Raw genomic sequence first — 26,607 nt, forward strand, 5'->3', positions numbered from 1 at the left:
TCCTACTGCTCCTTATGGGTGGCTGCGCTCAGAGCAGCTGTGCTGTCGATCCACTCGTTGTCGAGGTTGACGAATTGGTTGGGTGCGGCGAGCGGGACCGGCCGGCCGTCGACCACAGGGCCGTGGTTGCCGTTGAGCTGTGGCACGAGCAGCCAGACCGCCCTGCGGCGCGGGGCGGCTAGGTCGGTCCAGCGGGTGAGCAGCGCCATGTTGTCGTAGCGGGCGAGCGGTGAGGCATCCGTGAGCAGCACGGGCGAGTCCTCACGTCCCGCGGTGAGCGCCCGCTCGACGGCGGCCTCGACCTCGGGCCAGGATCGGCGGACCAGCTCTTCCAAACCGCGTCGGGGGCGACTCGACTCCCGTTCGGCGTCAGCGGCACGCACCAGATCCCAAGGCATGTTGGCGGCCTCGGACACCGAGCGCAGCGCGTCCAGCAACGCTCCGGTCAGGTCGACCGTCGTCGCCCCGTACCGGGCCTGGGCCGCATCGATCAGCCGACCAAGACGATCGGCGCGGGCGCCGAGCGCGAGGAACGAGCGGCTGCCGATCGAGGTTTCCAGCCTGGCACCCAGTGCGCCCGTGGTGCCCACTGGGGAGGTGGTCGTCGCGAGACTGGTCGCCGGCCGGGAATCCAGCCCGGTCGTCGCAGCGCCCGTGTGGAGGGCCCGGTAGACCCGCAGCCGGTCGTCGAAGGTCAAGCCGAGGCCAGCATCCGTGATCAGGCTGTCGAGCGCCGGCCTCCGTGGCAGTTCCGGCGCTGCGGGAAACCGGACCCGTACTCGTTCGCGGATCTCATCCGGGGTGAGCTGCTGCCCGCCGAAGTCCGCGAATGTCTGGGCCAAGGCCGCGACGGCGGTGAAATCCCGGTGGTGCAGGTCGCCAGCGCCTGAGGCAGCCGCGATGGTCGATGCTGCGGCGGCCAGAGTCACCCGGCGCAACGGGTCGGCGAGAGCCGCCGGCCAGCCGCTTTCGGTGGGGACAGCCGCTTCGAGGCGTGCCTGCGCGCGTTGGGCCGGAATGACCGCGTTCGCGGCGTCGCCGGTCGCGTTGACCAGTTGATCCGCTTCCGTTGCGAGTGACTCAGCGACATCGCACAGCGCCTGATCCTCAGCCAGCAGCGTGACCACTCGCCCGCGCCGACGTACCCAGACGGGCGGCTGCGAGCCGTCGGCCTTGTTCATCGCCTTACGACGTTCCAACGCGAAGCGAAGCAGGCCACGAGCGAGCCGCTCGTCCGGATGCGCACCGGGCCGCAGCGTTTCGACCACCGTACGAGTCAACTCGGCGACCGTCGCGACCGAGCCGAGTTCGGTGAGTCGGATCGAGACGGCCTCGGCCAAGCGGTCGAGCAGCGCCCGCGCATCATGGTCCCCGGCCCACCGCTCTTGCAGGTTTCCGAGCAGCGTCGTGATGCGCGACTGTTGCACCGGCTCGTCGAGGTTCGCTCCGAGCTGAGCGTGTGTCGCAAAGGCATCGAGTGCCGTGTCGAAACCCAAGATCAGGCGGACGACTCCGCCGCGTGACGGTGAGCGAGGCGTGGCGACAACGCGGAGCAAGAGATCGGCGGCGTCGGTGGGAGTCAGCTCCGGGCCATCACGTTCGGTCGTGCGGATCTCAGCCCCGAGCCGGGCGCGCCACTCCTTGATACGCGAGGTGATCTGCAAACGAGTAGCGTTCGCGACGCCCTGTAGGCGGGACAGCTGCACCGGGTCAACGGTCAGCAGCTCGCCGACCGTTTGGACGGCATAGGGTTCCAGCGCCGACAAGGCGCGAGCAGTCAGCCCGGAGTCACGCAGCGGCGTGGTCAGTACGGCTTGGGCTGCCAGCTCGTCGTAGGACTCGTCCGGCTCGGTCGTGGCGTCCCGCGCGAAGATCGTCAGCCACGCGGCCCGCATTCCTTCCGCGGTGTGGTGCCGCGCGCTGGCATCGCTGGCCAGCGCCTTGCGGAAGAAGTCGACCAAGTCGCCAGCCAGCGTGGTGTCGAACATCTCCGGCCGAATGGTCGCCTCGTCCTGGATGCTCCCCGGGTCGCCTTCGCCGTCCCCGTACACGGGCGTGCTGCCGGTCGCCATCTCGAAGAGAACCACGGCGGCGGCATAACGTTCCGCGGCCGAGTCGTACCGGTCCCGTGTGCCGGTCAGGAACGGGTCGAGGTACGGCGGGGTGCCGGCCTGGAGAGCAGAGGCCGCGGCCCGGGTCAGCGAGAAGTCGAAGAGGATCAGATGCTTGGTGCGGTCGCTGCGGCTTTCCCGTACACCCAGGTTGGAAGGTTTGATGTCTCGGTGGTCGATCCCGGCCTTGTCCAGCGTGACCAGGCTGTCAAGCAGGTCCGTCCCGTATCGTTCAAGCAGGTCGATCGACAGGCGGGTACGCGCCCGCAGCGCGGTCGTGAGAGTCTCCGGACCGGCACTTTCGAGTAGAAGGGCACGCCGGCCGCCGACGACGATCGGTCCTTCGAGAACTTTCACGATGCGGGGGGCGTCGAGCCGACGCAGCACCTCCGCCTCATCGTCGAGCCGGGTCGCGGCGGTGTCGTCGAGGGCCACTTTCAGGACACACTCGCCGTTTCCGTCGATGTGCAGATCCTGCACGAGCAGACCCACAGCGGTCGAGCCCTGCCCGAGGCGCCGGATCAGCCGGAAGCGTCCATCGAGGACCGTTCCGGATGTCGCCTCGAGCGGATCGGTCTCCTCGCTTGAGGTCGCGGAGTCGCGCTCGGCTGCGGCGAGCTGCGACAGGAAAGTCGCGACGTCGGCCGTCCGCCGGCTGGGCGCCGGATCAGTTGCTTTGAGGACGAGCGATCGCAACGTCGACGGGACCTGAGGCAGCTCGATCGCCAGGTCAAGGCCGTGCTGGTCACGCAGTCGTTGCTTGAGAGCGCTCCGGGTGGGTGCCGGCGCCTTCCCCGTGATCAGGTAGAAGGCGAGTGTCCCCAGGCCGAAAACATCGAGCCGGATGCGGTCGGCGTCTGCGCTCCACGCCCCTTCAGGGGCGCTGAACACCTCGGCCGCTCCCGGTCCGTGATTCGCGAGGGCGGCGTCGACCAGCGAGGTCACCCCGTGGAGGGAAGAGTTGGCGGCCGAGCCGTTCTGGACGCTGCCGGCGCCCTGCCAATCACCGACCCGCACCTTGACGTCGCTCTGGGTGCCGGGAACCGGACGCACCCAGACCGCGGGCGGCATCAGCCCACGGTGTACGACTCGGTTGTTGTGGGCGTACTGCAGTGCCTCGCCGATTTGGCGAATCATCGACAACTGCGTTGCCAGCGGCACACCCTGATCCTGGCCGGCCAGCCATAGGTCGAGGCGCTGCCACTGCTGGTCATAGGGGTAGACGAGCCCGATGCCGAGTTCGGATTCGACCAAGTCACGCGGGCGCAGCAGCCCGTCGTGCTGCAACCGGGACATGATGCGGAACTCATGCTCCGCGATCTGCCGGGCCGACGCCCGCTCCTGCTGGCCGGCGGCCGGTGGGAGGACTCGGAACCGGATCCGGGCACGGTCCTGCTGGACCACCCGGTGGTAGGCGAGCCAGTCCTGCCAGCCCTCGTCAGAGTCGATGGCCTGATCCTCAATGACCCAGGACCCCGCCTCACGCTCCCGGCGTTGCACAAGGCCGATGCGTTCAAGCAGCTTAACCAGGATGTGTTCCTGGTTCGGGCCGATCGCCCGCCGCCCCGCAGGTTCGAGAACCAGTTCAGATATTTCGGCCAGGTTGCTTCGGGAGCTGTGGTCATCCAGGCCGTAGAGGTTGATAGCGCTGGATGAACTGAGAACGCAGCGCAGGTCGGGGTGGTGCAGGAACACCGCCTCCTGCACGAACGGGATGACGTCTCGCTCGTCGGGAATCTGAACGTTCTGCTCCTGCGCCCACAGACGCAGCTCGTCCTTCAGCTTGCTCGCAAAAAACTGCGCTTTGCGCCGGGTCAGCTTGAGCGGAGAATCTTCGGGGCGCCGACCGTCGCGGGCCCAACGCTGATCATCGCCGCGGAGGGTGCCAGAGTAGTACTTGAGCTCGATGAGGTGGAGCTGTTTGCGACCGAGCAAAAGTAGGTCTACCTCGTGCCATCGACCCCGCGAATCGCGGAACTCGAAGTTCGACCAGGCGCGAAACGGCGTCTCGTCGGGCATGATCGCGCGGACCAGTGCCAACCCATCGGCTTCGTGCGGAAACTGCGAGGGCGAGACCTCGATCCAGCGGTCCTGCCCAGCCTCTGCCACCGTTCACCCTCCGCACCGCGCCTGGTTCGTCCCCGAACCTACTGCCCCGGGCCGCAGGAGCATACCCGGTCAGTAGCGGGTGGCCATCGTCTCCGCTCCGCAAGTTGCCGCCCTACGAGGGAGATGTACATCCGCGGGAATCGCGTTGGCTGATTGGTCAGAGGCTTCAAGACAGATGGGGTGTTGACGGCCGGGCTGGCCGGCTCAAGCCGCTCTTTCGAAGACGTAGAGCCTGCTCGGGTGGCGGAGCCGGGTACTCGAATTCAGATGGTGTTGGCGGGTACGGGCCAATTGCGGACGTGGCCTGCGGAGCGGGGCGCGTCCGAATCCAGTGCCGAGCGCCTCAGCACATCCGCGAAGGGCCTACGGTGCGAGCGCGGCTGGACCGGCATGGTCCAGCGGCTCGCGGGCGACTCAGGCTGCGGATCCGAAATTTCAGGACCGGTCGGGCGAGGAAGTGAGGAATGCCGCTATCGCCAGCAGGAGGAGCACGGTGCCGGTGAAGCCGGCGGCCCCGGTGAAGATCCCGGCGACCGGATCTCGCGAGCTCATCCCCGTCAGCAGTCCGGCGGCCGCGCCCACCATGAGGCTGAAGACGATGATCACCGCGAGCCAGAGGGGGCGCGTCGGAGGAGTCATTGCCGATCCGTCCTTTCGTGGCCTCCGGCTGTTCCCGGATGCTTGTCGGGCACCGGTGCACGTCCGTGCCTGTCGAAGGCGAGTGGCGTGCGACGGAGGGGAAGCTGTGGGGGTAGAGTAGCAGTGTTCTAACACGATGCGAATATTCGGGAGGTGGGTCTCAGCGTGTCGACCGGGGAGCTATCCACCCAACTGCGCCGGCTCGTGCGGCTTGTCCAAGAGGACCTACACACGTCCGGGGCCAGCGACGTCTCGGACGAGCATGTCGACCAAGCAGCGGTCGGGTGGGTGCTCGGCACTCTGTTCGTGCGGTTCGCGGAGGACAACCGCCTGATCGATCGACAGTCGGCACCTGCGGCTCCGGACCAGCAGCTGCCGTGGCTCCTCTCCCGGTTCGAGTCCTTCGCGGCCGTCGATCCGGGGACCGGGCTGTTCGACCGCGGTCAGAACATGATCTTCGACCTGCCGGTCTCGGACCAGATGGCCGGCGACCTGGTCGCCTTCTGGAACCGCCCCGACGCGAACGGCGGAATGGCCCACGACCTCGCCACCGCGGACTTGGACACCCGCTTCCTAGGCGACCTCTACCAGGTCATCGACGAGAGCGCTAGCAAGCAGTACGCCCTAGTGCAGACGCCTGCCTTCGTCACCGAGTTCATCTTGGACCTCACGCTTGAACCTGCCCTTCAGGAGCGTGGGCATGAGGCCTTCCGCCTGATGGATCCGGTCTGCGGGTCGGGGCTTTTTGTCCTGGCGGCATTCACGCGGCTGTTTTCCGTCTGGCAGCGGGCCGCTCCCACGGTTGCTGTCGAGGATCTGGTCGGTCGTGCGCTGCGCTCCGTGCACGGGGTGGATCTCAACCCTTTCGCCGTGGCTGTCACCCGGTTCCGCCTGCTCATGGCTGCGGTGCGCGCGTGTGGCGCCACGAAGCTCAGCGAGGTTGCCCGATTCGACTGGCGATTCTCGGTAGCCGTCGCCGATTCGCTGGTCGAGGACCCCTTCGGCGGCGACTACGACGTGGTGGTAGGCAACCCGCCCTACATCACTGTGCGGGACAAGGTCCTCGACGAGGTCTACCGTGCCCGGTACGACGCGTGCCTCGGCAGGTACGCCCTCACGATCCCCTTCTCGCAGAGGCTTTTCCAGTTGGCTCGGCCCGGTGGCCATGTCGGTCAACTGACATCCAACTCGTTCATGAAGCGCGAGTTCGGTCGAAGGCTCGTCGAGGAGTTCTTCGGGCACCGGGTCGCGCTCACGCACATCATCGACACTTCGGGCGCGTTCATCCCAGGCCACGGCACGCCCACTGTGATATTGATCGGCCGCAATGAGCCGCCTCGTGATGCGGTGCCGGTAATCACCGTGGCCGGTCTGCGCGGCGAACCGGCTGTCCCGTCCGATCCCGCTCGGGCGCCGGTCTGGCGATCGTTGCTGCGACAGACGGCGCATCCTGGTCGCGCCGACACGTGGTCGGAATCTCGCTACGTCAGCCGAGAGCAACTCCGCTCGTTTCCGCTGACGATTGCGACAAATGAGGCGGCCGAGGTCCTCGCGGGGATTGCCGCTGCGTCACGTCGGCTGAACGACTATGTGGTGCGAATTGGATACTTCGCTAACACGGGATCGGACGACATCTTCACCGCACCACGTCATACGTTCGCGACGCTCGGAATTCCTGCTGACGACGCCCTCGTGGGCGTTATCTCCGGCTCCGAGGTCCGGGACTGGAACGCCCAGGCCGACCGCTACGCTTTCTGCCCGTACGATTCATCGGGCGACATCGTCTCGATCGAACAGCATCCCGCGCATCTACGACGGCTGTGGCCGTACGGTCTGGTGCTGCGGAACCGCCCATCCGGTTTCGAGGGATCTGCCAACAAGAGCGGAAGGCCTTGGTACGACTGGCATCAGTTCGTCGGTCGGAGGGGCACCTACGACCGGCTGATCACGTACTCATGGGTTGCCACCCACAACCACTTCGCCGCCCTACACAGGGATGAGGTGCCACTGCAATCCGCGCCGATCATCGAGCTCCCTCCCGACACGGCGCAGCGCCGCACCGACCTGACCGCATGGCTCAACAGTTCCTCAGTCTGCTTCTGGCTGAAGCAGGGCAGCCACAGCAAGGGCAGGCCGGGCCTCGACCAGACGGGCACCGGCGAACACTGGGACGCCTTCTACGAGATCGCCGCAACCCGGCTGCGCGAGCTCCCATTGCCCGAGAATCTGCGCACCACGTACGCCGATGAGTTGGACCGGCTCGCCCGGGAGCTGTCTGAGGCCACTCCCGCAGCGGTCCTCAGCCACCAGTCCCCGAGCCGCGAAGGGTTCTCCACGGCTCGTTCCCGCTGGGAAGCTATCCGCGCCCGCATGGTGGCCCTGCAGGAGGAACTGGACTGGGAGGTCTATCTCCGGTATGGCGTAACCGAGGAAGAGGGCCTAGTGGCCGCCGCCTCCGCCGTTCCATCATTGGCCTTCGGCGAGCGAGCATTCGAGATCGTCATGGCCCGACAGATGGTCGTCGGCGAGCTAGACACTGCTTGGTTTGTGCGGCACGGCGCTCTTCCGACCACCGATCTGCCCACGCACTGGCCGGCGTCCTACCGTGAGGTCGTCGAGCGGCGCATCGACGCGATGCAGCGGGACAGGCGGCTGCGGACCCTGGAACGGCCGGAGTTCAAACGACGATGGGCCTCCCCTGGCTGGGACACCATGGCGGCCGGAGCGGTGCGGACCTGGCTGCTCGACAGGTGCGAGACGGCTGAGCTCTGGTACGACAGCGCAGACGGCGCAAGGCGTGCACGACCGCGAACAATGGTGGAGCTAGCCGAGCTGCTGGGCGAGGACCCGGCGTTCATCCAGGCCGCTGAACTGTACGCACCAGGCCAACCGCTGGTCGACGTCGTAAGAGACCTGTTCGCGGACGAGGTCGTCCCCCACCTCGCCGCCCTACGTTACCGAGACTCGGGCATCGCAAAGCGCGCTCAGTGGGAGGAGACGTGGCGGCTACAACGGGAGCAGGACCAGGGTCTTACTGAGCCGGCCCTGATACCACCGAAATACACCAGCGCCGACTTCCTGAAGGTGAGCTACTGGCGACACCGTGGCAAGTACGACGTGCCTGGCGAACGGTTCGTGTCCTATGCGCGCTCGGGAGGCGCCATCAAGGACGCCATGGTGGGGTGGGCCGGCTGGCCCGTCGAGGATCGGGCAATGGTGTTATCAAGCCTCGCGTCGGCCGCGCCGACCCGCGAGGACGGCGTTCCGCTGCTCGCCGGGCTGCTCGAGTTGCTGCCGTGGGTAAAGCAATGGTGTAGCGACCAGCAGTACGAGAGCCACCGCACCCTGCTAGACGACTTGATGGTCCGGTGGGATGTCATCGAGGAGGATCTACGCGCTTGGCGTCCACTGAAATCGAATCGCGGGCGTCCCCGCAAGCACAGCTGATCGATAGCTCAGTCAGGCCGTCTGACTACCAGAACTATCCACATGATGATCCTTCCGGCTCCACTGGGCTCTTCACTGACGTACTGGCCCTCGGCACCGATCTGCCCGATCCTGCGGGTGCAGTCGAGCGGGTCAGGTAGATCGTCAGTTCAACGGTCAGCCTGCCTGAGGGGGTCTACCGGTTCGGGGACAGCCCTGCGCCAGTTCCGGCAGGTACTGACGCACGTACGCGCCGCCTCCGGCGACGTCTCCCCCACGGCTCTCGACCTACGTTTCAACATCGGCATACTGCTGGTCTCCGAAGACAAGGCCACCGAGGCCGCGGACGAGCTGCAACCGCTGCACGACGACCTCTGCGTGGTCTACGGGCCAGACCATGAGCTGACCCGGGAAGTCGCCGACCTGCTCGCCCGGCTCCGACTCGCCGCCGACGGATGGTTCCGCACCGCCGTCGGCTCAGGTCTCCCCCGCGGGTTGCTGCCGGCCTCGATGATCTCTATGCTTCCTGGGCGTCAAGAGTGGTCAGCGTCAAGCCTCCCGGCTTGCTGACCCGGCAACCGCGCCATCCGCGCACGGTGCCTCCGGGGGAAGACCAGGCCGACCGCAAGCAGCGGTACGGCAAGAGCGGGTGCCTCCTGGCACCGGAGAGCGAGTTCACGGTGCCATCCGAAGAGCTGAACCTTGCCGCTTTCGCGGTCTGCCTGACCTGCGGGCACCTCCGCGACGGTGCCCCACGCGAGCAGCGGTGCCGCTGCCAGCCGCGTACGCCGGAGTGGGAGCAGCAGTGGCAGGGCCAGGACATCTCCAGTGACCTCGACCTGTGCCTGTTGTGTGTCCGGGACACGGTGACCACCCGAACCCGGTGGTCGTGGCTGGCCTGCGAAACCTGCCGACACGTCTCGCAGGTCGTCGGCGAGCGGTACGGCCACCGCGCCGCACTGCCGCTGGGCCGGCACTCGATCATGAACGGCGACGTGGTCCAGCCGCACACGGCCACGGCCACCAAGGTCGCCGCGTCGCTGGTGGCCTCCGTGCGGCGTGGCAACGAGCTGCGTGACTGGCAGCAGGTGGAGTTCGACCGGCTCGCCGAGCCACTACGCCCAGGCGGCCCAACCGTGCCGTTGGCCGAGTGGCAGCGACGGTGCCCGCCCTCGCTCGGAGCGAGCGTAGACGCCTTCGACCGCTACGGCGTCATGCCCGTACCCAACGACCTCAGCACCCTTCGGCAGGCCCAGACCGAATTCCTGTCCACCGCTCGTTGATCGCCAGTCCAGCCGGCTGCTGTTGGTGGTACCCGATCTCGCCAACAGCAGCCGTGCTGGCCATCGCCCATCGACGGTCCGGTGACGACGGGCAGCTCGGATGCCGCGCCGTTCGATAGCATTCGACCATGATGGACAGTGGCGGGCAGCGGCGTCGGTGCCCGGTGGTCGAAGCATGACCATCATTAGTGGTTGGCCGGCGCTGACCGTGGCCTTGAGCAACAGAGCCTCGCCAGCGAGATTGTTCATTCAGGAGCGGTTCGGCCGCTGGCAGGACCTGCAGGCACGGTATCGGGAATCCGTGGGCCCCCTTGTCGTGCCTGGGAGCCAGGCGAACCCTGGCACCATCGGCTCCGCGTTCGACTGGATGGTGCGCTTCATGGTGCATCCCAGTCCGGACCTGCGTTTGGCACTGCTCGGCGCGCGCACTCCCCCGCTACGGCATGCGGTCCACGAACTGGCGCGCACGCTGAATTACTCCCAAACCGGCGACAGCGTGGGGACCTGCCGGTTCAGCGGGCCGGCCGCAGGCAGCGAAGCCGACCATCAACTCCTTGCCCGGGCGTGCTGGGCGCTGGCGCTCCTTACCGACCTGTACCGGGTCGGTCCCACACCCGGATCCCCGTTGATGGCCCTGGCCCCAAGGTCCATCAACGCCGAGAAGCTACTTGAGCTCGCCCCACCCGCGGCGCTCGACGAACTCCAGACTCTGCGCGCCTTCGCCGAGCGGAGCCTCCTGCCGTCCCTGTCGGCACGGCATGGCGCGTGGGCCCTCGGGCCGACCTTCGCCGGATCATCGCTGATGAACGCCGACGCCGACCTGATCGCCGCAGGCCTGCTGCTCGAACTCAAGACGGGCCTCGGCAGCAAGCACCGCGATGGGACGCGACGCTCATCATTGGAAGCACCGACCATCATGCAGCTGCTCGGCTACGTACTGCTGGACTTCCCTGACGAGTTCGCTATCGAAGCCGTCGGCGTTTACAGCGCCCGCTACGCACACCTGACGACGTTGCGCCTACCGGAACTCCTGGCTGAGTTGGCGGGCCGGCCCGTCGACCTGAAGGAAGAACGTGTCGCATTTCGTCAGCTGCTCCACAGCTGCTCCACGGGCGACCACTTTAGTCCTCGCGTCGGAGACCATCTATGTAGCCCTGAATGAGGGCGGACGCGTCGCGGAAGTCGAGGTCGAAGAACTCACGGTCCTTGCGTACCCGGTAGGGCGCCAATCGAGCATGCAGCTCGGCCTCTACCGACGGAGCATCCGCGACCACCCACAAAGCGCGCACGCCATACGGGATCACAACGCCTGTCGCCCGGTTGATCTCCCTCACCCGCTCCTCGACGGTCCGCTCGGTGTAGCCAATCTTCAGCACCCGCGGCTGCTCGCGAGTCGACAGCACGTAGATGTAGCCAGCTCCTCGTGTTTCACGCGGCTGTTCCCCGACGAGTCCGGCCAGATGAACCTGCACGTCCGCATCAATCAGGAGCGTGAGCTGCTTCGCAGCGGTGGCATCGTCGCCATCCCTGATCGCGGTGCGTAGGCGACTGAGGGCGTCACCAGCTTGTAGGCAGCGCTTACGTCCAGGGCGACCCAGCTGTTGCCACACGGTGAACCAGTCCCACTGGTCCTGCTTGTGACAGCGCGAGTAGAGCCCCTTGACTTCCGACAGGGCCTCCAGCAGTGACGAGCTGGACTCACTCCGGTCGTTCTGCAGGTAGCTCAGCACGGCAGCTACCGACTGACGTCGTTTCTGCTGAACCTCGGGCTTCACGGGGGCCATCCCGAAGCCCCACTTCTGCACGACCTGCACACGGTGGTCTTGAACTGGAGATGCCACGACCGCCCCCTCCTCCCGTAGCTGCATACGCCGTCGGATGCGGCGATCCCGGCCACCTCAGCAGCGGCCGGAATGAGCGGGAAGAGTATCCAACACGACTCGCTGGCCGTCGAGCCGGAGCCCGTGCGGAAGGCGGCCCGCCTGCGAAGGAACACACGCGACTACAGGCCGAGGGAACGGAGCGGGCAAGATGACCTCTGCGTGGTCTCCGGCCCTACCCGCGAGGCGGGTCTGGCGATCGCCCACGTGCTGGCCCGCGTCCGGCTCGCCGGGCCGGGGGTGGGTGACAATGGCATCCCTGTTTCACCGCCATGGATCAGCACGACGGATCGCTGGCGGCGGTCGCCCGAGGAGGAGTCCGTGGAGTTGGCACCAGAATCTGATGCCGTCTCTGCGGCCAGCGCCGTCCGCGCGTCAATCGGCTTCGACCAGCTACGCGGGGTCGGGGATGCGCTGTACTGGCTGGAGTCCCGTCCGAGCTCGGGGAGCGGCCCGACCCTCGTGCGGTGGTCGGCAGACGACGGCGTGGCCGACGTAACTCCATCGCGTTTCGCCGTGACCAGCAGTGTGCACGCCTACGGCGGTGGTACGTACGCCCCGAGTAGCGACGAGGTGTGGTGCGTCGGCGCGAACGGCCTCTACCGGGTAGCCGGAGGCAACGTCCGCCTGATGGTGGAGGACTCGTCGTCGTTCGGTGACCTGACGATCGGCAACGGCGAGCTACTCGCGGTGAGGGAAACCGACGACGGTGACGCCCTGGTGGCGGTTCCACTCGTCGGCGCCCCGGTGATGCGGGTGCTTGCGGAGACCTCGGGCTTCTTCGGGGCGCCGCGACCCGGGCCGGGAATGCTGGCTTGGTTGCGGTGGAGTGAGCGAGATATGCCGTGGGACTCGAGCGAGCTGTTGGTGGCGCCCTACGGTGCCGACGGGTTGCTCGGCGATCCGGTGAAGCTCGCAGGCGGGCCGACGGAGTCCGTGGTGGAGCCGCGGTGGGGACCGGACGCCGCCCTGTACTTCGCGTCGGATCGCAGCGGCTGGTGGAACCTCTACCGCTGGGATGGAGAATCGGTCGAGCCGGTGGCTCCGTTGGCGGCCGAGTGCGCAGCAGAGCCCTGGGAGCTGGCCTACGTCTCTTACGACTTCCTGGCTGATGGCCGGATTGTGATGGTGGTGCAGGAAGGGCCCCGCCACCGCCTGACCGTCGTTGATCGATCGGGAGCGGTCACGCCGGTGAAGCTGCCCTACACGTCGATCAAGCCGTACCTCGCGGTGGGCAGCGCATCGGTGGCCTTGGTGGGATCGTCACCGGAGGTGGCCCCGCAGGTGGCGCTGGTGCACTTGGGCGACGAGCCGCGTGTCGAGGTGTTGGCTCGGGCCGAGCATCCGGGGCTTGACGGGCTGGCGGTGTCGACGCCGGTGGAGCTGCGCATCCTGGTTGAGGGCAGCCGGGAGGTGGTGGCGCTGGTATATCCGCCAACCGGGGCGGCGCCGAACTGGTGTGCGCCCGTCATCGTACGGGCGCATCCGGGTCCGACGGCTTCCAGCCTGGTCCGGCTGGACTGGCAGGCGCAGTTCTTCACCAGCCGCGGGTTCGCCGTCGTCGACGTCGACTACAGCGGAAGCACCGGGTACGGGCGGGCATTTCGGCAGGCCCTCTACGGCCGTTGGGGCATCGACGACGTGGTGGACTGCCGCGCCGCCGAACACCTGCTGACCGAGGGCCGGGCGGTCCCGGGGGCGGTGTTCATCCGTGGAGCCAGTGCCGGCGGATATACCGCGTTACACGCGGTGACACAGGACGGTCCGTTCGCTGCGGCGACCGCGGTTTCGGCGATCGTCGATCCCGAGCGTTGGGCGGAAACCGTGCCTCGATTCCAGCGCGCACACGCGGCCCGGCTGCGCGGTGGCGCCGGGCGAGTTCGTGCAGAGGACATCCGACGACCCGTCCTGATGATCCATGGCACCGCCGACGACGTAGCGACCGCCGACGACGTGCGGGAACTCGCCGACGAGTTGCAGGATCGGGGCGCGCCGCACGAGCTGATGCTGCTCGACGGTGTTGGGCATTATGTCGCCACCTCAGCTCATGCTGCCCGGGCGTTGGAAGCAGAGCTTGCCCACTACCGCTCGGCGATGGCCGCATTGGCGTCCGGCTGACGGCTACACCACTGCGGACGGTAGCCGGTGCCGCACGTACTCGCCGAGCTCCTGCACTTCCGGCTCGCCCCGGTAGGGATCGAGGTCGACCTGGACGTCGACGATGCGTTGCACGCAGCGGTGGGACAGGGTCGCGGCGGCGTGGTCGACCGCAGTGCGCGCTGTGGCACAGGCTTCATCGATCCGCCCGGCCGTTGCCAATGACGAGGCGAGGAGCGCGGTGTCGATCGCGAGCCGGCGCACGTGCGACGGACGCAGCCCGGCGAGGGCTGCGCCGAGGTGCCGTTGCGCCTGCCGGGGCTGGCCAAGGTCGTGGAAGCAGTGGGCGAGTTCGTCGGCCAGGTAGGCGGCGGTGAAGTAGCGAATCCACGGCGGCTCCTCGCCCGCCCGGCTACGGGCAAGCTGCCGTTCCGCGACGCCGAGGTGGGCGGCGCAGGCCGCCTCGCGCCCGAGGCGGGCCTGGGCGCGGGCGGCCACGGCGTGCAGCGCCGCCCGCACGGCCGGGGTGGCGTGGGTCTCGCTGCCCGTCAAGGCCGCGAGCGCCATCCGTAGCGCGGGCTCGGGGTGGTTGCAGTGCAGGGACAGATGAGCGATGTTGACCGCGAGCAGGTATCCGCCGTACACGCGGTCACCGGCGGACTGGGCCAGCCGGAGGGCACGTAGATAGCGGCGTTGGGCCAGCCCGTAGGCGCCGGTGTCGACCGCCTGGTACCCGCACAGCTCGAAGAATCCCGCCGCGAGCCCTTGCAGGCGGACACGGACGACCTCGTTCGCGGACGAGGCCGCCAGCAGCTGATTGAGCTCGCCCTCGATGTAGTGCTGCACCTGGGCGTGGACTCGGCCGGCCCCGAAGGTGTGGTCCAACTCGCGAAACATCGCCAGCGAGGTCTCCGCCGCCTGGAGATTCTCTTCCGACACCCACCCCGAACGGGCCGGAGCGTCGACCCTCTGCGTCAGCGAGCCGACTTCGGCGGTCAGCCATTCCAATGCGGCGCGATCGAGGACGCCGGGCTGAAAAGCTACCCGCCTGACCAGCTCGGCGCGTTCGCCAATCCTCGTGTGGCCTGCGGTGCCGCCCGCAGAAGGGCTGGCCGTTCCTGGAATCGTTCGGGTCCTGCGACGCTCTTCCTCGATCAGCGGCCACATCCGCGTGAGAGCGCCGCCAGCCGAGAGTGCCGCGTCGCACGCCTCGGTGAACTTGCGGGATGGGAACCGGTCCGCTGTTTCCACCCGACGCACCAGGTCGGCGCTGAAGCAGATCATCGCCCCGAGCTTTGCCTGCGAGCACTGCGCCGCTTCGCGCAGGCGACGGAGCTCGGCGCCGAAGAAGTGGCGCTGCGACGCGAACGCCTCCAATGCCCTTGGCGTCTGCCCCATGGCGCATCCCCTTCGAGTGCGTCGCAGCTACTGCATCCAGGCGCAGGCGGCAGAGGTCGACGAACGCTGATGTTACTACGATTTGTCACTGGCAAGAGGCCCTGCCACTGCCTAAAGAGGCTGGTCGTGGGCGTCGAGCGGGTAACCGCGCAGGAGCCGGATGCGGGAATGTACGACAACACCCACCGGTCCTTTCGCGGGGGCAGGACCGGCCGGTAGTGCTGAGGGCCGCCCCGAGCCGGACGAGTTCGCCAGCGTGCCTTGGCTGACCGTGCTCGTGCCGCTGATGCCGCAGGTCACCGCGGCTCATGTCGCGCAGGCAATGGAAGCCGAGCGTGCTCACTGCTGCTCGGCGGTGGCCGCGGTCGCGACCGGCTGAGGATTCCGCCGCGTCTGTGCCTTTCGCGATCGCTCCTTCTAGCCCATGAGCCACGCAGTCAAAGCCCGGTGGCCGCTGGTATGCGGCCGAGAATCGGCAATGCGCGGAACGCCTCCGCGTACGCGGCGTTGATCCGCCGGCCGTGCAGCTTCCCGAGCGCCTCGGCCATCGGGCCGAAGTGATCGAGGATCGGCTGGGATGTGTGGGATCGGAGGGCGTCGAGCTTGGTGGGCCATTGGTCACCGACGTCAACGATGATCGGCAGATCGATTGGACGGCCGTGCTGGTCGAGGTTGTTGTAGCCGTCGCAGTGGTAGACCCGCTTTGGGCGCCCGGTAGTGATGACGACGGCGGGCAGGGCGCTGAGGACCGCCTCGGCGCATCGACGGTGTTCGGGATGGATGTCGTTCGTCGGGTGGGTGATCAGTACGTCGGGGCGGACTTCCCTGAGCACGTTGGCAACAGTCGAGACAGAGAGCTGGTCCATGAGGTAGAGATCAGCCCCGAGCAGGCGTGCGCCGACTGTGGCCTCGGCGTCGCGGACTGCATCGTGGTGGGGAACGGCGATGACGGCCGTGCCTCCGTGGCGGACCTGGCGGGCGATGGTGCCGCCTGCCCAGAGTTCGGCGTCGTCCGGGTGCGCCATGAGGGTGAGCATGATGCAGTCGGGCGTCACCACAGGCCCAGCCCTTCAACGATTTCGGCCGGTGCGGGCAGGAGTTGACTCCGCTGGCCGGCGGGGATGACGAGAACGTCCAGCTCGTGGTTGAGGCAGATCATGTCCCGCCATTTGCGGGCCAGGCCGAGCTGTTCCCGGACGAGGCGTCCCCGTCCGGTGTCCAGACGGTCGGAGGACGCCAGGTCGTCAAGGGTGAAGCCGTCAGCGAGGAGGGTGGCGGCGGTCTTGGCACCGATGCCGTGGATGCCCGGGATGTTGTCGGCGGGGTCGCCGGTGAGAGCGCGGAAGTCCGCCCACTGGGCGGGTGTGACCTGGTGGCGGGCGAAGACGTCGGCGGGACCGATGTAGCGCTTGCCAGGGTGCATCTTGGTGTTGAGGACGCGGACGCGATCGGTGACGAGCTGGTAGTAGTCGCGGTCGCGGGACATGATCACGATCTCGCGGGGTGGCGGGGTGATGCGGACGAGTGTGGCGATGACATCGTCGGCTTCGGCGTGGTCGAGTTCGGTCCAGACGATGCCGTGCTGGTCGAGGCCGCGCTTCACGTCGGGCAGGAACTGGATCGGGGCCAGTGCGGCCGGATCGGTGGGCCGTTGGGCCTTGTAGGTGGGGTCGACCTCTTTGCGGTCGCTGCCGCCGTACTGTCCGTCGAACACGACGATGACCTCGGGTTGGTCGCTGAGGTCTTCGCGGATGGCGACGCGGAGCAGGGCGAAGAACGCGAATACGCCGGTGAGTAGGCGTGTCTTGTCACGGGAGCGGATTTCGGCGGGGAAGCCGAAGGTGGCGCCCCAGAGCAGGTTGTGTCCGTCGACGAGCAGGAGCGGACAGGGTTCGGGTGCGGATGGCAGGACAGAGCCGCCCATCAGCTCACCACCTTCAAGAGTTGGTTAGCGACAAGGGCGGGCCAATAGTCCCGCGAGCGGTAGTACGCGGCCCGTGATGCTGCGGCGTAGTTTATCGGGTCGGCCAGCAGGTGCTGGGCGGCGCGCCACAGGCTGTCGGGACGGGACCGGTGCGACACGATGACGCCACCGTCGCCGATCAGGTGGGGCAGGTTCCCGACGTCGTAGGCAACGACCGGAGTGCTGACGGCCATGGCTTCCAGCGCGACGAGGCCGAACGTTTCGGCCCGGGACGGGACGATGACGACGCTGGCGTCGGCGAGCCAGGGCGGGACCTCGTGCCAGGCGAGGCCGGGCAGCAGGGTCAAGCCGGGTGTCTCTGCGACCAGGGCGCGGCACCTGCGGCGTACCTGTTCCTGGCTGCCAGCGGCCAGCTCGAATGGTGCGTCGGCGAGCGCAACCTCGATGGGCCGGTCGAGGACGTTGATCGGTTCGAGCAGTTCAGCGACACCTTTTTCCGGTCCGAGCCGGGCAAGGGCCCGAACGGGACCGCTGGCCCTGAGACGCTCGCGGTAACTGCCAGGTCGGCGCTCGGGCACGGTGAGCAGGGCGTTCGACACCACGCTCCAACTGCTGCTGTCGTAGCCGCGGACTGCCGCCTCGGTAAGCACCGTGGCTGAGGGCGCGATGATGGCATCAGGGCGACGGGCCAGTGCTGCTTGGAGGTCCACGTCGTGGCCGATGACGTGTGCGGCGAGGACGGTGCGGATGCCGGGGTGGGTCGGCATGACCCGGCCGAGTCCCCACAGGGCGTCGACGTAGACGACGGCGCGTACCTGACGTCGCCGGAACAGCCGCTCAAGCTCCTCGCCGATGGCGGTGGCGGATGCGTCGATCGCCGCGCGCAGGGTGCCGTCGTCGCAGGGGAACTGTACGTCGAGGCTGCGCAGCCGCTCGATGGGTACGTTGCGGTAGGTCGGTGGCGCCGCCGGGTCGGCGGTCACGATGACGGATTCAGCGTTGATCTGCTGGAGGCCGACGGCGTGCGCGATGACCGCGCGTTCCATCCCGGCCGGGACATCGGGCCGCCAGGAGGCGAGGACGAACGCGATGGTCATGCGGTCCGTACCCGGCTCGGGATAGGCAGCTCCTCGATCGTTGTTTCGGCTGCGAGTGTTGGTTCCCAGGGGAACCAGACCCAGTCGTCGACAGTCCAGATCCACAGGTCCGGGTCGAAGACACTCCCAGCGTTGCGGCACAACGCCACGGTGCGCAGGGCTACGTCCGGGCCAAGGTGCACGCCGAGTTCGGGCAGCAGCGTGGCGAAGGTGGCACCCGTGCCACAGATGTCATCGACGACCAGGACGGTGCCGCCAAGGCTGCGCGTAGCCGGTCGGGTGGTGAGGGGGCTGAGGTCGTAGGTAACGGTGCCGGTCGCTTCGGTGTAGGCGGCGTCGGTTGGGTTGTGCTTCGCATCGACGTGGAAGCTCGGGATGTGCAGGAGTTCGCTGATGCCCCGCGCTGGGGCGAGACCGCCGTTGGCGATGCCGATGGTGGCGGCGATGGGCCAGTTCCGCTGCCGGACGGCGTCGGCCAGCACCTCGATCGCCCGGTCGTATGCGTCAAGCTGGATGCGGAGGATCCGTTGGTGGCGGAACGTGCGCGGGCGGGCAGGTGGTTGGTGCGCCGGCAAGATGTTCATGGGGTGCCTTCCCGAGGGCTGAGGATGAGGTCGGTGGCGCTGCGAAGGGGGTGCAGGCCGCCGATGTTGAGGGCGGTGCTGTCGTTGCGCCAGACTCGGCCGTCGGCGCGGATGACGGTGAAGTCGCCGGCGACATCGCGGGTACGCAGCCGCATGTTGAGCCGCTCGGGAACGTCCAGTGCGGTGAACAGCGTCAGGGCTTCGTCGTCGCTGAGCAGTTCGTCGGGCAGAGCGGTGCCGGCGCCGATGGGCAGCATCTGCAGGGCGCTGAACCCGCAGGCCCCGAGTCCGGCCGCGAGGTCCACCATCTCTTGCAGGTAGCCAGCTGTGCGGCGCATGAGCACGGTCTGGATCTGTACGGGGATGCGCAGCGCGACCGCGGTCTGGATGCCTTCGATGGCTCTGGCGAAGCTCAGCGATCCCCGGATGGCGTCATGGCGGGCCACGTCGGGGCCGTCGAGGCTGACCCGGATGGCGTCGGTGTGCCCGGCCAGCTCGGCGGCGCGTCGGGCCAAGTGCCAGCCGTTGGTGGTGATGGAGACGGCGCTGCGACCCCCGCTCTGGACGATGTCCAGCAGCCTGGGCAGGTCTCGCAGTAGCAGCGGCTCACCGCCGGAGATATCGACTCCGAGAACGTCGGCATCGGCGAGGACGTGGGCAACCCGGTGCCGTTCGGTGGTGTCCGCCTCTTTCACTGAGGTGTCGTCGAGGCATTGCGGGCAGTGCAGGTTGCACCGAACGATCGGCGACCAGCAAATGCTGTCGGGGGTAGACCGCCCGAGGTCACCGGGCGCAACGGCTGGCCAGCCGGTCACCGTGGCCTGGGCGAGGGTGACTCGGCCGCTCCCGATGGGGGTGGGAGCGCGGTGTGTCATCCCTGATGCGGGATCGTGGATGTGGTCGCCGTGGGCGGCGAAAGTTCGCATCATCGCAGGGTCTCTGCCTTCCGCAGCAGAATCCCGGCGCGCTCGGCCAGGTCCGCAGCGCGGCCGGTGGGCTTCAGCTGCGCGCAGAGCTGCCGGTAGAGGGCGATTCGGGGTGCGACACCGGCGAGCTTGGCCTTCCAAGCAGCAGCGGGATCGGGTGGATCGATGTGCCAACCTCGGGCTTGCCGCAGCGGGATGACGAAGCAGCCGTGGCCGATGAGGGCCGCACCGAAATAGGTGTCTTCGGCGCCCCAGCCCTCGGCACCGAACGCGGGGTGAAAGCCACCGACGTCCAGCACCACCCGGCGAGGCACCGCGACGAGGGCGGTCACAGCCATGCGGGGCAGGTCCCAGTCGTAGTAGGTGCGACCGTTGCCGAGGTCGATGAAATCGCGGGTGTCCTGTAGTGGCCTGCCGACGAACGGCGTCGGGTAGACCTGGCCGGTGTAGAACATCGGCACACCGGCCGGTGGGGTCCACCGCACTCGATGGTCCGCGTCGAGGTCAGGCTCACCGGGCGGCACGACGGCGTAGCCGTTGGCGTCGGGCAGGTAGGGGATGTTGTTCCGAAAGCCGACGAGGACGGTGTGATGCCGGGCGCGGGCGGCGATGTCGGCCAGAACGTGGTCTCGCAGGACCATGTCGGCGTCGAGGAACACGATCGTGTCGCCGGTGGCGAGGTGGACCCCGACGTTACGGGCAGCTCCCGCGCCCGAGCGGACGTGAAGGCGGACGGCGCGGTCGACGCGCGGGTGCGCGGCGAGCAGCTCGGTGGTGGCATCGGTGGAAGCGTCGTCGACCGCGATCACCTCGACCGTCGCCGTTGTGTGCTGCTCAGCGAGCGCGTCGAGAACCGGTGCCAGACTATGGGCGGTGTCGCAGGCGGGAATGACGACGCTGAGCCGGGCGCCGGCTCCGAGCTGCGGCGGAGTCGGGGCATGCCAGTCCAGGCCGGTGCGGCGGGTGAACGTCGCGGTGATGTGGCGGTGATCGTTGGCGGTGACGGCTAGCACCTCGCTGAGGGTGGTGGGCATGCTCACCACCCCCACGCGTCGAGGACCTTGGCTGCCTCGGGCCAACCGGCGTCGTGGTCAGCGATCCAGTGGATACGCGGCCGGTGGGGATCGGCGAGGAGTTCGGCGAGGAGCACCAGGTAGAGCGGTTCGGCTATGACGAGGATGTCGTCGGGGATGTGGTCTGTGAGCAGGTCGGCTTGCAGCTGAGCCCTGACGCGCGGGCGCAGCGCGACGGCGCGGGCCGGGTCGAGGGGCCGGTCGTAGGTGTGCAGGTGGGTGTCGGCGGTGACGAGGCCGTGCTCGGCAGACAGGAATCGGACCCGGCTGCGCTGGTGCGGCAGGTGACCGAGCCGGGCACGCAGGTGCGGCACACAACCACCGTCGTAGAGGTCGAGGGCAGGCAGCGGCGTGGTCGCGGGCGTCTTCTCCGCCGAGCAGCCGACGATGACCAGCTCTGCCCGCTCGGCATGGGCGCTATGGACGAGTCGCAGGCGTGGGAGGTTCATGGGGTGCGCACCGGCCTGACGGAGATGCCGGGGCTGCGGCGTTCGACGGGGGCAGCGTTGAGGAAGGTGGTGTGTGCATACAGCGGTGGGGAGGCGTACGAGCCGCCTCGGATGATCTTTCCCAGGCCCATCGCGGTGCTGGCGGTCCATTCCCAGACGTTGCCTGCCAGATCCAGCACGCCCTGCGGCGTGGCGCCTGATGGGTACCGGCCGACCGGCTGGGCGGCACGTGGGGACTGTCCGGTCCCCGTGAGTAGGGCGCGGTCGGGGGTCCACGGTTCGTCGCCCCACGGGTAGAGGCGGCGACTCGGTCCGGCGGCGATCCATTCCCACTCCACCGATGTGGGCAGCCGCCCGCCTGCTTCGGCGGCGAGGCCGACGGCGTCGCCGTGGCTGATGCCGGTGATCGGCAGGTCGGTGTCGCCGACGCCGCATTGGGCGGCGGTCAGTGGCGTCTCCGCGACGAGGAGGTCAGGCACGGGACGGGGTTTGCGGGCGTCGCCGTAGAGGCAGGTACCAGCAGGGACATGTATCCAGCGGACGCTACGGGGGCGTACGAGCGGTCCGGTGTGCGTGATGGTCATCGGTCGGCTCCTATCCGTCGATGAGGAAGAGGTCTTCGGTGTTGGCCTGGTGCGGTGCCCGGACGCGGCTCTTGCGCGGGTGCGGCTCCATCTGCCAGTTGGCGAGGGCGGCGGTGAGGGCGTCGATCGCGGCGACCGCGCGGGCCTCGTCCGTCGCGAAGATCAGGTAGTTGTCCGCGAACCGCACGACCGGCCAGCCGGCGAGCATGGCGTCGACCTGGGACAGGCGCAGGTGAAACAGCACCGGCCACAGGCCGCTGCCCGGGACCAGTGGCGTCGGCAGCGCCCCGACGATGCGGCGGAACAGCCGCAGGAACGAGCCGTCGGCCACGTGGACGGCGAGCCAGTCCACGAACTGATCGGTGCTGCCGCCTGCCGAGGCACCGGCCACGTCGACATCGGCGACCCACTGCCGTCCCGCCGCCAGATGTTGCTCGGCCTGGCGCAGGGCGGTGATCCGGTTGCGGCGCGGCCGGTACGCCGATACCCAGTCCGCCAGGACGTGGTGCTCGATGATCGGCTCGACGGCGCGACGCATCGCCCGGTGCACGATGCGGTCCTCCACCGTTGGGATCACCGCCGGGAAGACCTTGCCCGTGTAGGAGGTGATCTCCACGTTCCGTAGCGGGCCCGGCTCCCACGTCCCTGTCCGCAGCCGATCGGACAGCTCAGCGAGGCGCGGTCGTAGCCCGCTGCGGTAACCGGACCAGGTAACGCCGTCAGCACCCGGTGCGCCGGCACGGCGCATGCACAGCCGAGACGCCGCCAACAGATGCGGCAGGTCCACCAGGTACGGCATGAGGGAGTGCGCCGGGGACTGCACAGGTGGGGCCGGTTGGGCTATCGTGGGGTTCGCTTGGACGGCAGGAACGATCCCGCCGCCGACGATCGCAGGGCCGCTCCCCCACACGCGCGGCCCGTCACGGCGGGAACGACGGCCCCGTCCAAGCCCATCTGACCTGCGTGAGTCCGGTGATTCAGCGGCCACGGGTGTCCTCCCACAGCAACACGTGCAGGCGGCTACTCAGGTGCCAACCTCTGGCTAGGACCGCGTCCGCGAGGTCCCGCATTCCGGCTAGGACCGCATCACTGGTGGTGCCTTCGGGCATCACCCAGACCGGGTCCAGCCCGAACTGCTCCTGAAGCCGGGCGATCTCGTCCAACTCCGCTGTGTCGGCGGCCACGAACTTGAACACGGCCCGGCCCGAGCCGGCCAGTGCCGACAGCGCGTCCGGGTTGATCCGCCGCCGACCGTCCCTCGGTCCGGCGAAGCCAGAAAGCTTCGGAGACACGTTGAACGCGCCTATCGATGCGACAAGTGCCGGCAGGGGAACGACCGTGCCGTTGGTTTCGATTTCTACCCGTCGCCCCGCAGCGGTGATCGCGTCCACCACGGGCAGCAGCCGGTCCTGCTGCAACAGCGGCTCGCCGCCGGTGATGACCAGCAGCCGTGTCTGCTGTGTCAACACCCACCGAATGATCTCCTCGGCCGGGCGGTCGGCCGTGTGCGCGCGGAGATCGAAGCGGGAGGTATCCCACGTGTATGGGGTGTCGCAGCGTGGGCAGGAGAGGTTGCACCGCGACAGCCGTAGGAACAACGCCTGCTGGCCGGTGCTCGGTCCTTCGCCCTGCAGGGTCGGGCCGAATGTCTCCGCGACCAGCAACGGCCGCGCCGGCACCGCAGGCGAGCCGGCTGGAAATGGCGGTACGGCGGGCATGGACGGGGCTGTCATGGCAGGTCTGGCCCGTACTCGGCGAACGTGGACGCTGTTTCCGACACCCGGACCTTCTCCACGCGAACCGGTTCCGGTAGTCGCAGATGGTCGTGGCACCACTGGTAGAAGTAGGCGGCGAGGTGCTCGCTCGTCGGTGGTGCGTCCAGCACGGTGTTGAGGTCGCGGTGGTCGAAGTGGTCGCGGACATGCGCGCTGAACGGGCCGAGTTCGGCGAAGTCCACGACGAACCCGGGTCGGGTCAGCTCGCCGTCAGAGACGAGGTGCACCTCGACGCGGTAGCTGTGGCCATGGACGCGCGCGCACTGGTGGCCTTCGGGCAGGTCGGGCAGCGAGTGCGCGGCCTCGAACCGGAATTGCTTGCCGATGCGGAACACCTAGATCACCCCTTTGGTGGTGGCGTACTCGGTCGGGTCCGTCACGCCCGCCATCGCGAACGCCTCGCGCCGCTCGACGCACGTACCGCAGGTCCCGCAATGCCGCTCGCCGCCCTTGTAGCAGGACCAGGTGTCGGCGAACCGGACGCCGATGGTGTCCCCGAGCCGGGCGATGTCGGCCTTCGAGCAGTCGATGAATGGCGCGACGACCCGAAAGCCAGCGGGCAGGAAGCCCTCATTCGCCAGCCGGACAGTCGACTCGTACGCGGCAAGGAAGGCTGGTCGGCAGTCCGGGTAGATCGGGTGGTCACCGGCGTGGGCACCGAACGCCACCGCGTCCGCACCGGCGGAGACCGCGCGGGCCACGGCCACATCGAGCATGATCGCGTTACGGTTCGGTACGACCGTGGCGCGCATCGAAGCATCGGTGTAGTGCCCGTCCGGCACATCGACCTGGGCGTCGGTGAGAGCCGAGCCCGTCAGCACACCGACAATGCCGGTCAGGTCGACCACCACGTGAGGCACGTGCAAGGCCTCGGCGGTCCGCGCCGCGTAGTCCAACTCACGGCGGTGCCGCTGCCCGTAGTCGCACGACAACAGCGTCACCGTCGACCCAGCCCGGTGCAGGGCGTACGCCAACACGGTGCTGTCCATGCCACCTGAGGCGATGACGACGACGTGCGCGGGCACCGGAGTGACCAGCGGCAACACGGCAGCGGTCACGGCCGCCACCCCCGCCCCGCCAGGCTGAGGAACTCCGACCGCACCGAGACATCGCGTTCCAGCGCGCCCCGCCACGCCGAGGTCACCGTCGAGGCGCCGCGTGCCTTCGCTCCCCGCAGCGTCATGCACAGGTGCTCCGCCTCGACGATCACCCCCATGCCGCCGTTGTCTGGGACGACCTGTTGCAGTCCGTTGGCGATCTGCTGCGTGACGTTCTCCTGGACCTGCAACCCTCGCGTGGCGTGCTCAACCAGCCGCGTCAGCTTCGACAGCCCCAACAACCGCGCACCCGGGAGATATCCCACGGTCGCCGAGCCGACGAACGGCAGCAGGTGGTGGGCGCAGATCGCGGCGAACGCCACGTCCCGCACGATCACGAAGCCCTGATGCTTCGCGTCGTTGACGAAGTCCGTTGCCTCGAACGGCGCCGGCGTCAGGACCTCGCCGTACGACAGCACCATCCGTTCCGCGGTGCGCCGGAGGTGCTCGACCTGTGTGTCGACGCCGAGCGCGGCCAGCATCCGCTCAGCGGCGGCTACCGCCGCGGCGACGTCTGCCCTCGCCATCTGAACGGGCGCAGAGGGTCGTGTTTCGATCACCGTCATGCCTACTCCTTTGTGAAGGTCCGCGCGCCCCAGCGCTACGGAGTCCAGACGGGTTCACATTCGAGGCGTGCTGCGCCGGCTCGGAGCTGACGCTCTTTGAATCGAGGCAGGGATCACGGCGTCCTGCTCGGAGTCGGCAGGCACTCCGAGCGCGGAGGCCGATCCGTCAGTCGAAGATCCGGCCCAGGAGCGCGCCCTGGCCGGATTGCAGGATGTGCCCCGCCGTCAACGGCACCCAGAAGCACTCGAACCGGGTCGGCAGTTGGTGCCGTCGTGGTCTTCCTGGCTCGACCAGCGCATGGGCGTGGGCTGGAAGAGCTCCAGGAGGAAGATGTGTCGGTGCTGGGTCTCGAACCGCAGCGGGCTGATGTCGTACTCGGACTCACCCAACTTGCGGACGACCTTGAGGTCCGTGAGCCCGGTCTCCTCGCGGGCTTCGCGCAGCGCGGCATCCTCCGGAGCCTCACCGGGGCGGATGGTGCCACCCGGCACCTGGATGCCCACCTCTTCGTAGCTGTAATTCGTGTGCCGGAAGACGAGCAGCTGCCTATTCCGCACGATGTAGCAGAATGCCTTGTGTGTGACGACCTTTTCGGGCATGACGACCTTTCGCTCGACGTCGAACCTCGATATCGGTCCGCGCCCTACAGCGCTGATGCGGGGCACCATCTGCCCTCTCGAACGACGATGGATCTGTCGTCAGCGCCTCCCGTCGACCATTAGACAGCCATCGACGTCACCATTGATGTGACCCGGATGCGGACAACAGCACTTGTCCGCATGACGGCCTCGATCGGAGTGACGATGCCAGCCGTCGTCCGGTCAGTGATCCGGAAACGCAACGCCCGGACCGCCAGCGTCAATTCCTGGTCATGCCTTGGGCCCCGGCAGGAGGCCGTAGTGATCGGCGAAGGAGCGGACAAGGTCCTCGAGTACGGCTTTGCCCTTGGCGGCGGTGGCGTGAGACGGCAGACCGATGACGCCGCTGGTGGTGTAGCCACCCATGCCCCGGGTGAGGAGGTGACGTCGGTCGTCCGCAACGTGGTCGGCATGCTGGAAGCCATCACGCACGACCTCCGGCGCGACGTGCAGGAGGAGTGAAACCTCAATCTCGCCAGCGTGCATGTCCTGGTGGGCGGTGCTGTGCAGGCCGGCGGCCAGTCGAGCCTCGTCCCAGTCGGCCCGAGCGGGGAACAGAGTCATCCGCGGTCCGGCGACGTTGGCTTCCTGGACGACGTTGGCAAGCGCATAGTTCCCGCCGTGTCCGTTGATCACGGCGAGCTGATCGATGCCCGATTCACGCAGAGAGGTGGCGATGTCGACGACTACGGCGGCGAGGGTGGTGGCGCTGATACTGACCGTTCCACGCCACGCCGCGTGCTCGTGGGAGCAGGAAATCGTCACGGGCGGTAGCAGAAAGAGGTCGTAGCGCTCAGCGACCGCCTTCGCAATCGCGCATGCCACGATGGTGTCCGTCAGCAACGGCAGGTGGGCGCCGTGCTGTTCGAAACTCCCGACTGGGAGGACCGCGACGGACGCCGCCCGCTCGGACTCGTCGGTGCTCGTTGCCGTGGTGATCAGGTCCACGG

22 protein-coding genes, 1 pseudogene and 1 riboswitch are annotated in these 26,607 nt (G+C 68.1%); of the genes and pseudogenes, 4 read left to right on the top strand and 19 right to left on the bottom strand.

The genetic code is table 11. The features are described from left to right. Nucleotides 1-2: 2 nt before the first annotated feature. The gene (pglW, locus tag AB0C01_RS07570; RefSeq protein WP_357570607.1) at nt 3-4,220 is read right to left on the bottom strand and encodes a BREX system serine/threonine kinase PglW; all 4,218 of its coding nucleotides are present in this window, start codon (nt 4,218-4,220) and stop codon (nt 3-5) included. Between the two features lie 435 nt (nt 4,221-4,655). Beyond that, a complete protein-coding gene (locus AB0C01_RS07575) occupies nt 4,656-4,859 on the bottom strand; it encodes a hypothetical protein (RefSeq protein ID WP_204000645.1) in 204 nt (67 codons plus the stop codon). A 165-nt stretch (nt 4,860-5,024) separates the two neighbouring features. Between AB0C01_RS07575 and pglX the strand changes: the two genes are divergently transcribed. The 3 genes from pglX (at nt 5,025) to AB0C01_RS07590 (ending at nt 10,730) form a co-directional block, all read left to right on the top strand. Beyond that, nucleotides 5,025-8,306, top strand: coding sequence for a BREX-2 system adenine-specific DNA-methyltransferase PglX (gene pglX, locus AB0C01_RS07580; protein ID WP_357570608.1), 3,282 nt, complete (start codon nt 5,025-5,027; stop codon nt 8,304-8,306). Nucleotides 8,307-8,816: 510 nt separating this feature from the next. Beyond that, a riboswitch (SAM riboswitch) is annotated at nt 8,817-8,937 on the top strand. A gap of 28 nt (nt 8,938-8,965) precedes the next feature. Further along, nucleotides 8,966-9,568, top strand: a complete 603-nt coding sequence (locus AB0C01_RS07585; RefSeq protein WP_357570609.1) for a hypothetical protein — start codon at nt 8,966-8,968, stop codon at nt 9,566-9,568. Between the two features lie 175 nt (nt 9,569-9,743). Further along, the gene (locus tag AB0C01_RS07590; protein ID WP_357570610.1) at nt 9,744-10,730 is read left to right on the top strand and encodes a hypothetical protein; all 987 of its coding nucleotides are present in this window, start codon (nt 9,744-9,746) and stop codon (nt 10,728-10,730) included. Here AB0C01_RS07590 and AB0C01_RS07595 read toward each other — a convergent pair. After that, nucleotides 10,690-11,382: a GIY-YIG nuclease family protein gene (locus AB0C01_RS07595; protein WP_357570611.1), complete on the bottom strand. Its 693-nt coding sequence runs from the start codon at nt 11,380-11,382 to the stop codon at nt 10,690-10,692. The genes AB0C01_RS07590 and AB0C01_RS07595 overlap by 41 nt on opposite strands. Before the next feature lie 696 nt (nt 11,383-12,078). On the opposite strand from AB0C01_RS07595, the gene AB0C01_RS07600 reads away from it, so the two are divergent. Continuing rightward, entirely contained in the window at nt 12,079-13,566 is a 1,488-nt protein-coding gene (locus AB0C01_RS07600) for a prolyl oligopeptidase family serine peptidase (RefSeq protein ID WP_357570612.1), read from the top strand. Between the two features lie 3 nt (nt 13,567-13,569). Here AB0C01_RS07600 and AB0C01_RS07605 read toward each other — a convergent pair whose 3' ends face one another. The 16 genes and pseudogenes from AB0C01_RS07605 to AB0C01_RS07680 all read right to left on the bottom strand — a co-directional run bounded on the left by AB0C01_RS07605 (nt 13,570) and on the right by AB0C01_RS07680 (nt 26,605). After that, on the bottom strand, nt 13,570-14,943 hold the full coding sequence (locus AB0C01_RS07605; RefSeq protein WP_357570613.1) for a helix-turn-helix transcriptional regulator: 1,374 nt from the start codon (nt 14,941-14,943) through the stop codon (nt 13,570-13,572). Nucleotides 14,944-15,380: 437 nt separating this feature from the next. Then, complete coding sequence (locus AB0C01_RS07610; RefSeq protein WP_357570614.1) at nt 15,381-16,001, bottom strand: PIG-L family deacetylase; 621 nt, start codon at nt 15,999-16,001, stop codon at nt 15,381-15,383. Further along, nucleotides 15,995-16,867, bottom strand: coding sequence for a 5'-3' exonuclease H3TH domain-containing protein (locus tag AB0C01_RS07615; RefSeq protein WP_357570615.1), 873 nt, complete (start codon nt 16,865-16,867; stop codon nt 15,995-15,997). Before AB0C01_RS07615 ends, AB0C01_RS07610 begins: the two co-directional genes overlap by 7 nt. After that, nucleotides 16,867-17,964: a glycosyltransferase family 4 protein gene (locus AB0C01_RS07620; RefSeq protein WP_357570616.1), complete on the bottom strand. Its 1,098-nt coding sequence runs from the start codon at nt 17,962-17,964 to the stop codon at nt 16,867-16,869. Before AB0C01_RS07620 ends, AB0C01_RS07615 begins: the two co-directional genes overlap by 1 nt. Next, on the bottom strand, nt 17,961-18,548 hold the full coding sequence (locus tag AB0C01_RS07625) for a phosphoribosyltransferase family protein (RefSeq protein ID WP_357570617.1): 588 nt from the start codon (nt 18,546-18,548) through the stop codon (nt 17,961-17,963). The genes AB0C01_RS07620 and AB0C01_RS07625 overlap by 4 nt, the downstream gene beginning before the upstream one ends. After that, nucleotides 18,545-19,474 (bottom strand): radical SAM protein, encoded by a 930-nt coding sequence (locus AB0C01_RS07630; protein WP_357570618.1) that lies wholly within the window; start codon nt 19,472-19,474, stop codon nt 18,545-18,547. The genes AB0C01_RS07625 and AB0C01_RS07630 overlap by 4 nt, the downstream gene beginning before the upstream one ends. Continuing rightward, nucleotides 19,474-20,508, bottom strand: coding sequence for a glycosyltransferase family 2 protein (locus AB0C01_RS07635; protein ID WP_357570619.1), 1,035 nt, complete (start codon nt 20,506-20,508; stop codon nt 19,474-19,476). The genes AB0C01_RS07630 and AB0C01_RS07635 overlap by 1 nt, the downstream gene beginning before the upstream one ends. Nucleotides 20,509-20,510: 2 nt before the next feature. Then, the gene (locus AB0C01_RS07640) at nt 20,511-20,996 is read right to left on the bottom strand and encodes a DUF6884 domain-containing protein (protein ID WP_357570620.1); all 486 of its coding nucleotides are present in this window, start codon (nt 20,994-20,996) and stop codon (nt 20,511-20,513) included. Beyond that, on the bottom strand, nt 20,993-21,475 hold the full coding sequence (locus tag AB0C01_RS07645; protein WP_357570621.1) for an SUMF1/EgtB/PvdO family nonheme iron enzyme: 483 nt from the start codon (nt 21,473-21,475) through the stop codon (nt 20,993-20,995). The genes AB0C01_RS07640 and AB0C01_RS07645 overlap by 4 nt, the downstream gene beginning before the upstream one ends. A gap of 115 nt (nt 21,476-21,590) precedes the next feature. After that, on the bottom strand, nt 21,591-22,196 hold the full coding sequence (locus AB0C01_RS07650; protein ID WP_357570622.1) for an RNA-directed DNA polymerase (Reverse transcriptase): 606 nt from the start codon (nt 22,194-22,196) through the stop codon (nt 21,591-21,593). A 361-nt stretch (nt 22,197-22,557) separates the two neighbouring features. Continuing rightward, complete coding sequence (locus AB0C01_RS07655; RefSeq protein WP_357570623.1) at nt 22,558-23,313, bottom strand: 7-carboxy-7-deazaguanine synthase QueE; 756 nt, start codon at nt 23,311-23,313, stop codon at nt 22,558-22,560. After that, nucleotides 23,310-23,690, bottom strand: a complete 381-nt coding sequence (locus AB0C01_RS07660) for a 6-carboxytetrahydropterin synthase (RefSeq protein WP_167944743.1) — start codon at nt 23,688-23,690, stop codon at nt 23,310-23,312. The genes AB0C01_RS07655 and AB0C01_RS07660 overlap by 4 nt, the downstream gene beginning before the upstream one ends. Continuing rightward, the gene (gene queC / locus AB0C01_RS07665; protein ID WP_357570624.1) at nt 23,691-24,413 is read right to left on the bottom strand and encodes a 7-cyano-7-deazaguanine synthase QueC; all 723 of its coding nucleotides are present in this window, start codon (nt 24,411-24,413) and stop codon (nt 23,691-23,693) included. It abuts the gene before it with no gap. Then, nucleotides 24,410-25,018, bottom strand: coding sequence for a GTP cyclohydrolase I FolE (folE, locus tag AB0C01_RS07670; RefSeq protein WP_357570625.1), 609 nt, complete (start codon nt 25,016-25,018; stop codon nt 24,410-24,412). Before folE ends, queC begins: the two co-directional genes overlap by 4 nt. A gap of 166 nt (nt 25,019-25,184) precedes the next feature. Then, a pseudogene (locus tag AB0C01_RS07675) lies at nt 25,185-25,618 on the bottom strand (NUDIX domain-containing protein). Nucleotides 25,619-25,888: 270 nt separating this feature from the next. Continuing rightward, nucleotides 25,889-26,605, bottom strand: a complete 717-nt coding sequence (locus AB0C01_RS07680) for a creatininase family protein (RefSeq protein WP_357570626.1) — start codon at nt 26,603-26,605, stop codon at nt 25,889-25,891. Nucleotides 26,606-26,607 lie beyond the last annotated feature (2 nt).

Source organism: Micromonospora sp. NPDC048905 (assembly GCF_040649655.1).
Classification (GTDB): domain Bacteria; phylum Actinomycetota; class Actinomycetes; order Mycobacteriales; family Micromonosporaceae; genus Micromonospora.

What these genes read in the sequence shown, in the direction of transcription:
- AB0C01_RS07605 (WP_357570613.1), bottom strand. Translation starts at nt 14,943, where the DNA reads ATGGGGCAGACGCCAAGGGCATTGGAGGCGTTCGCGTCGCAGCGCCAC.
- AB0C01_RS07590 (WP_357570610.1), top strand. Translation starts at nt 9,744, where the DNA reads ATGACCATCATTAGTGGTTGGCCGGCGCTGACCGTGGCCTTGAGCAAC.
- AB0C01_RS07600 (WP_357570612.1), top strand. Translation starts at nt 12,079, where the DNA reads ATGGTGGAGGACTCGTCGTCGTTCGGTGACCTGACGATCGGCAACGGC.
- AB0C01_RS07635 (WP_357570619.1), bottom strand. Translation starts at nt 20,508, where the DNA reads ATGCCCACCACCCTCAGCGAGGTGCTAGCCGTCACCGCCAACGATCAC.
- AB0C01_RS07575 (WP_204000645.1), bottom strand. Translation starts at nt 4,859, where the DNA reads ATGACTCCTCCGACGCGCCCCCTCTGGCTCGCGGTGATCATCGTCTTC.
- AB0C01_RS07620 (WP_357570616.1), bottom strand. Translation starts at nt 17,964, where the DNA reads ATGACCATCGCGTTCGTCCTCGCCTCCTGGCGGCCCGATGTCCCGGCC.
- AB0C01_RS07615 (WP_357570615.1), bottom strand. Translation starts at nt 16,867, where the DNA reads ATGGGCGGCTCTGTCCTGCCATCCGCACCCGAACCCTGTCCGCTCCTG.
- AB0C01_RS07640 (WP_357570620.1), bottom strand. Translation starts at nt 20,996, where the DNA reads ATGAACCTCCCACGCCTGCGACTCGTCCATAGCGCCCATGCCGAGCGG.
- AB0C01_RS07655 (WP_357570623.1), bottom strand. Translation starts at nt 23,313, where the DNA reads ATGACAGCCCCGTCCATGCCCGCCGTACCGCCATTTCCAGCCGGCTCG.
- AB0C01_RS07630 (WP_357570618.1), bottom strand. Translation starts at nt 19,474, where the DNA reads ATGCGAACTTTCGCCGCCCACGGCGACCACATCCACGATCCCGCATCA.
- AB0C01_RS07625 (WP_357570617.1), bottom strand. Translation starts at nt 18,548, where the DNA reads ATGAACATCTTGCCGGCGCACCAACCACCTGCCCGCCCGCGCACGTTC.
- folE (WP_357570625.1), bottom strand. Translation starts at nt 25,018, where the DNA reads ATGACGGTGATCGAAACACGACCCTCTGCGCCCGTTCAGATGGCGAGG.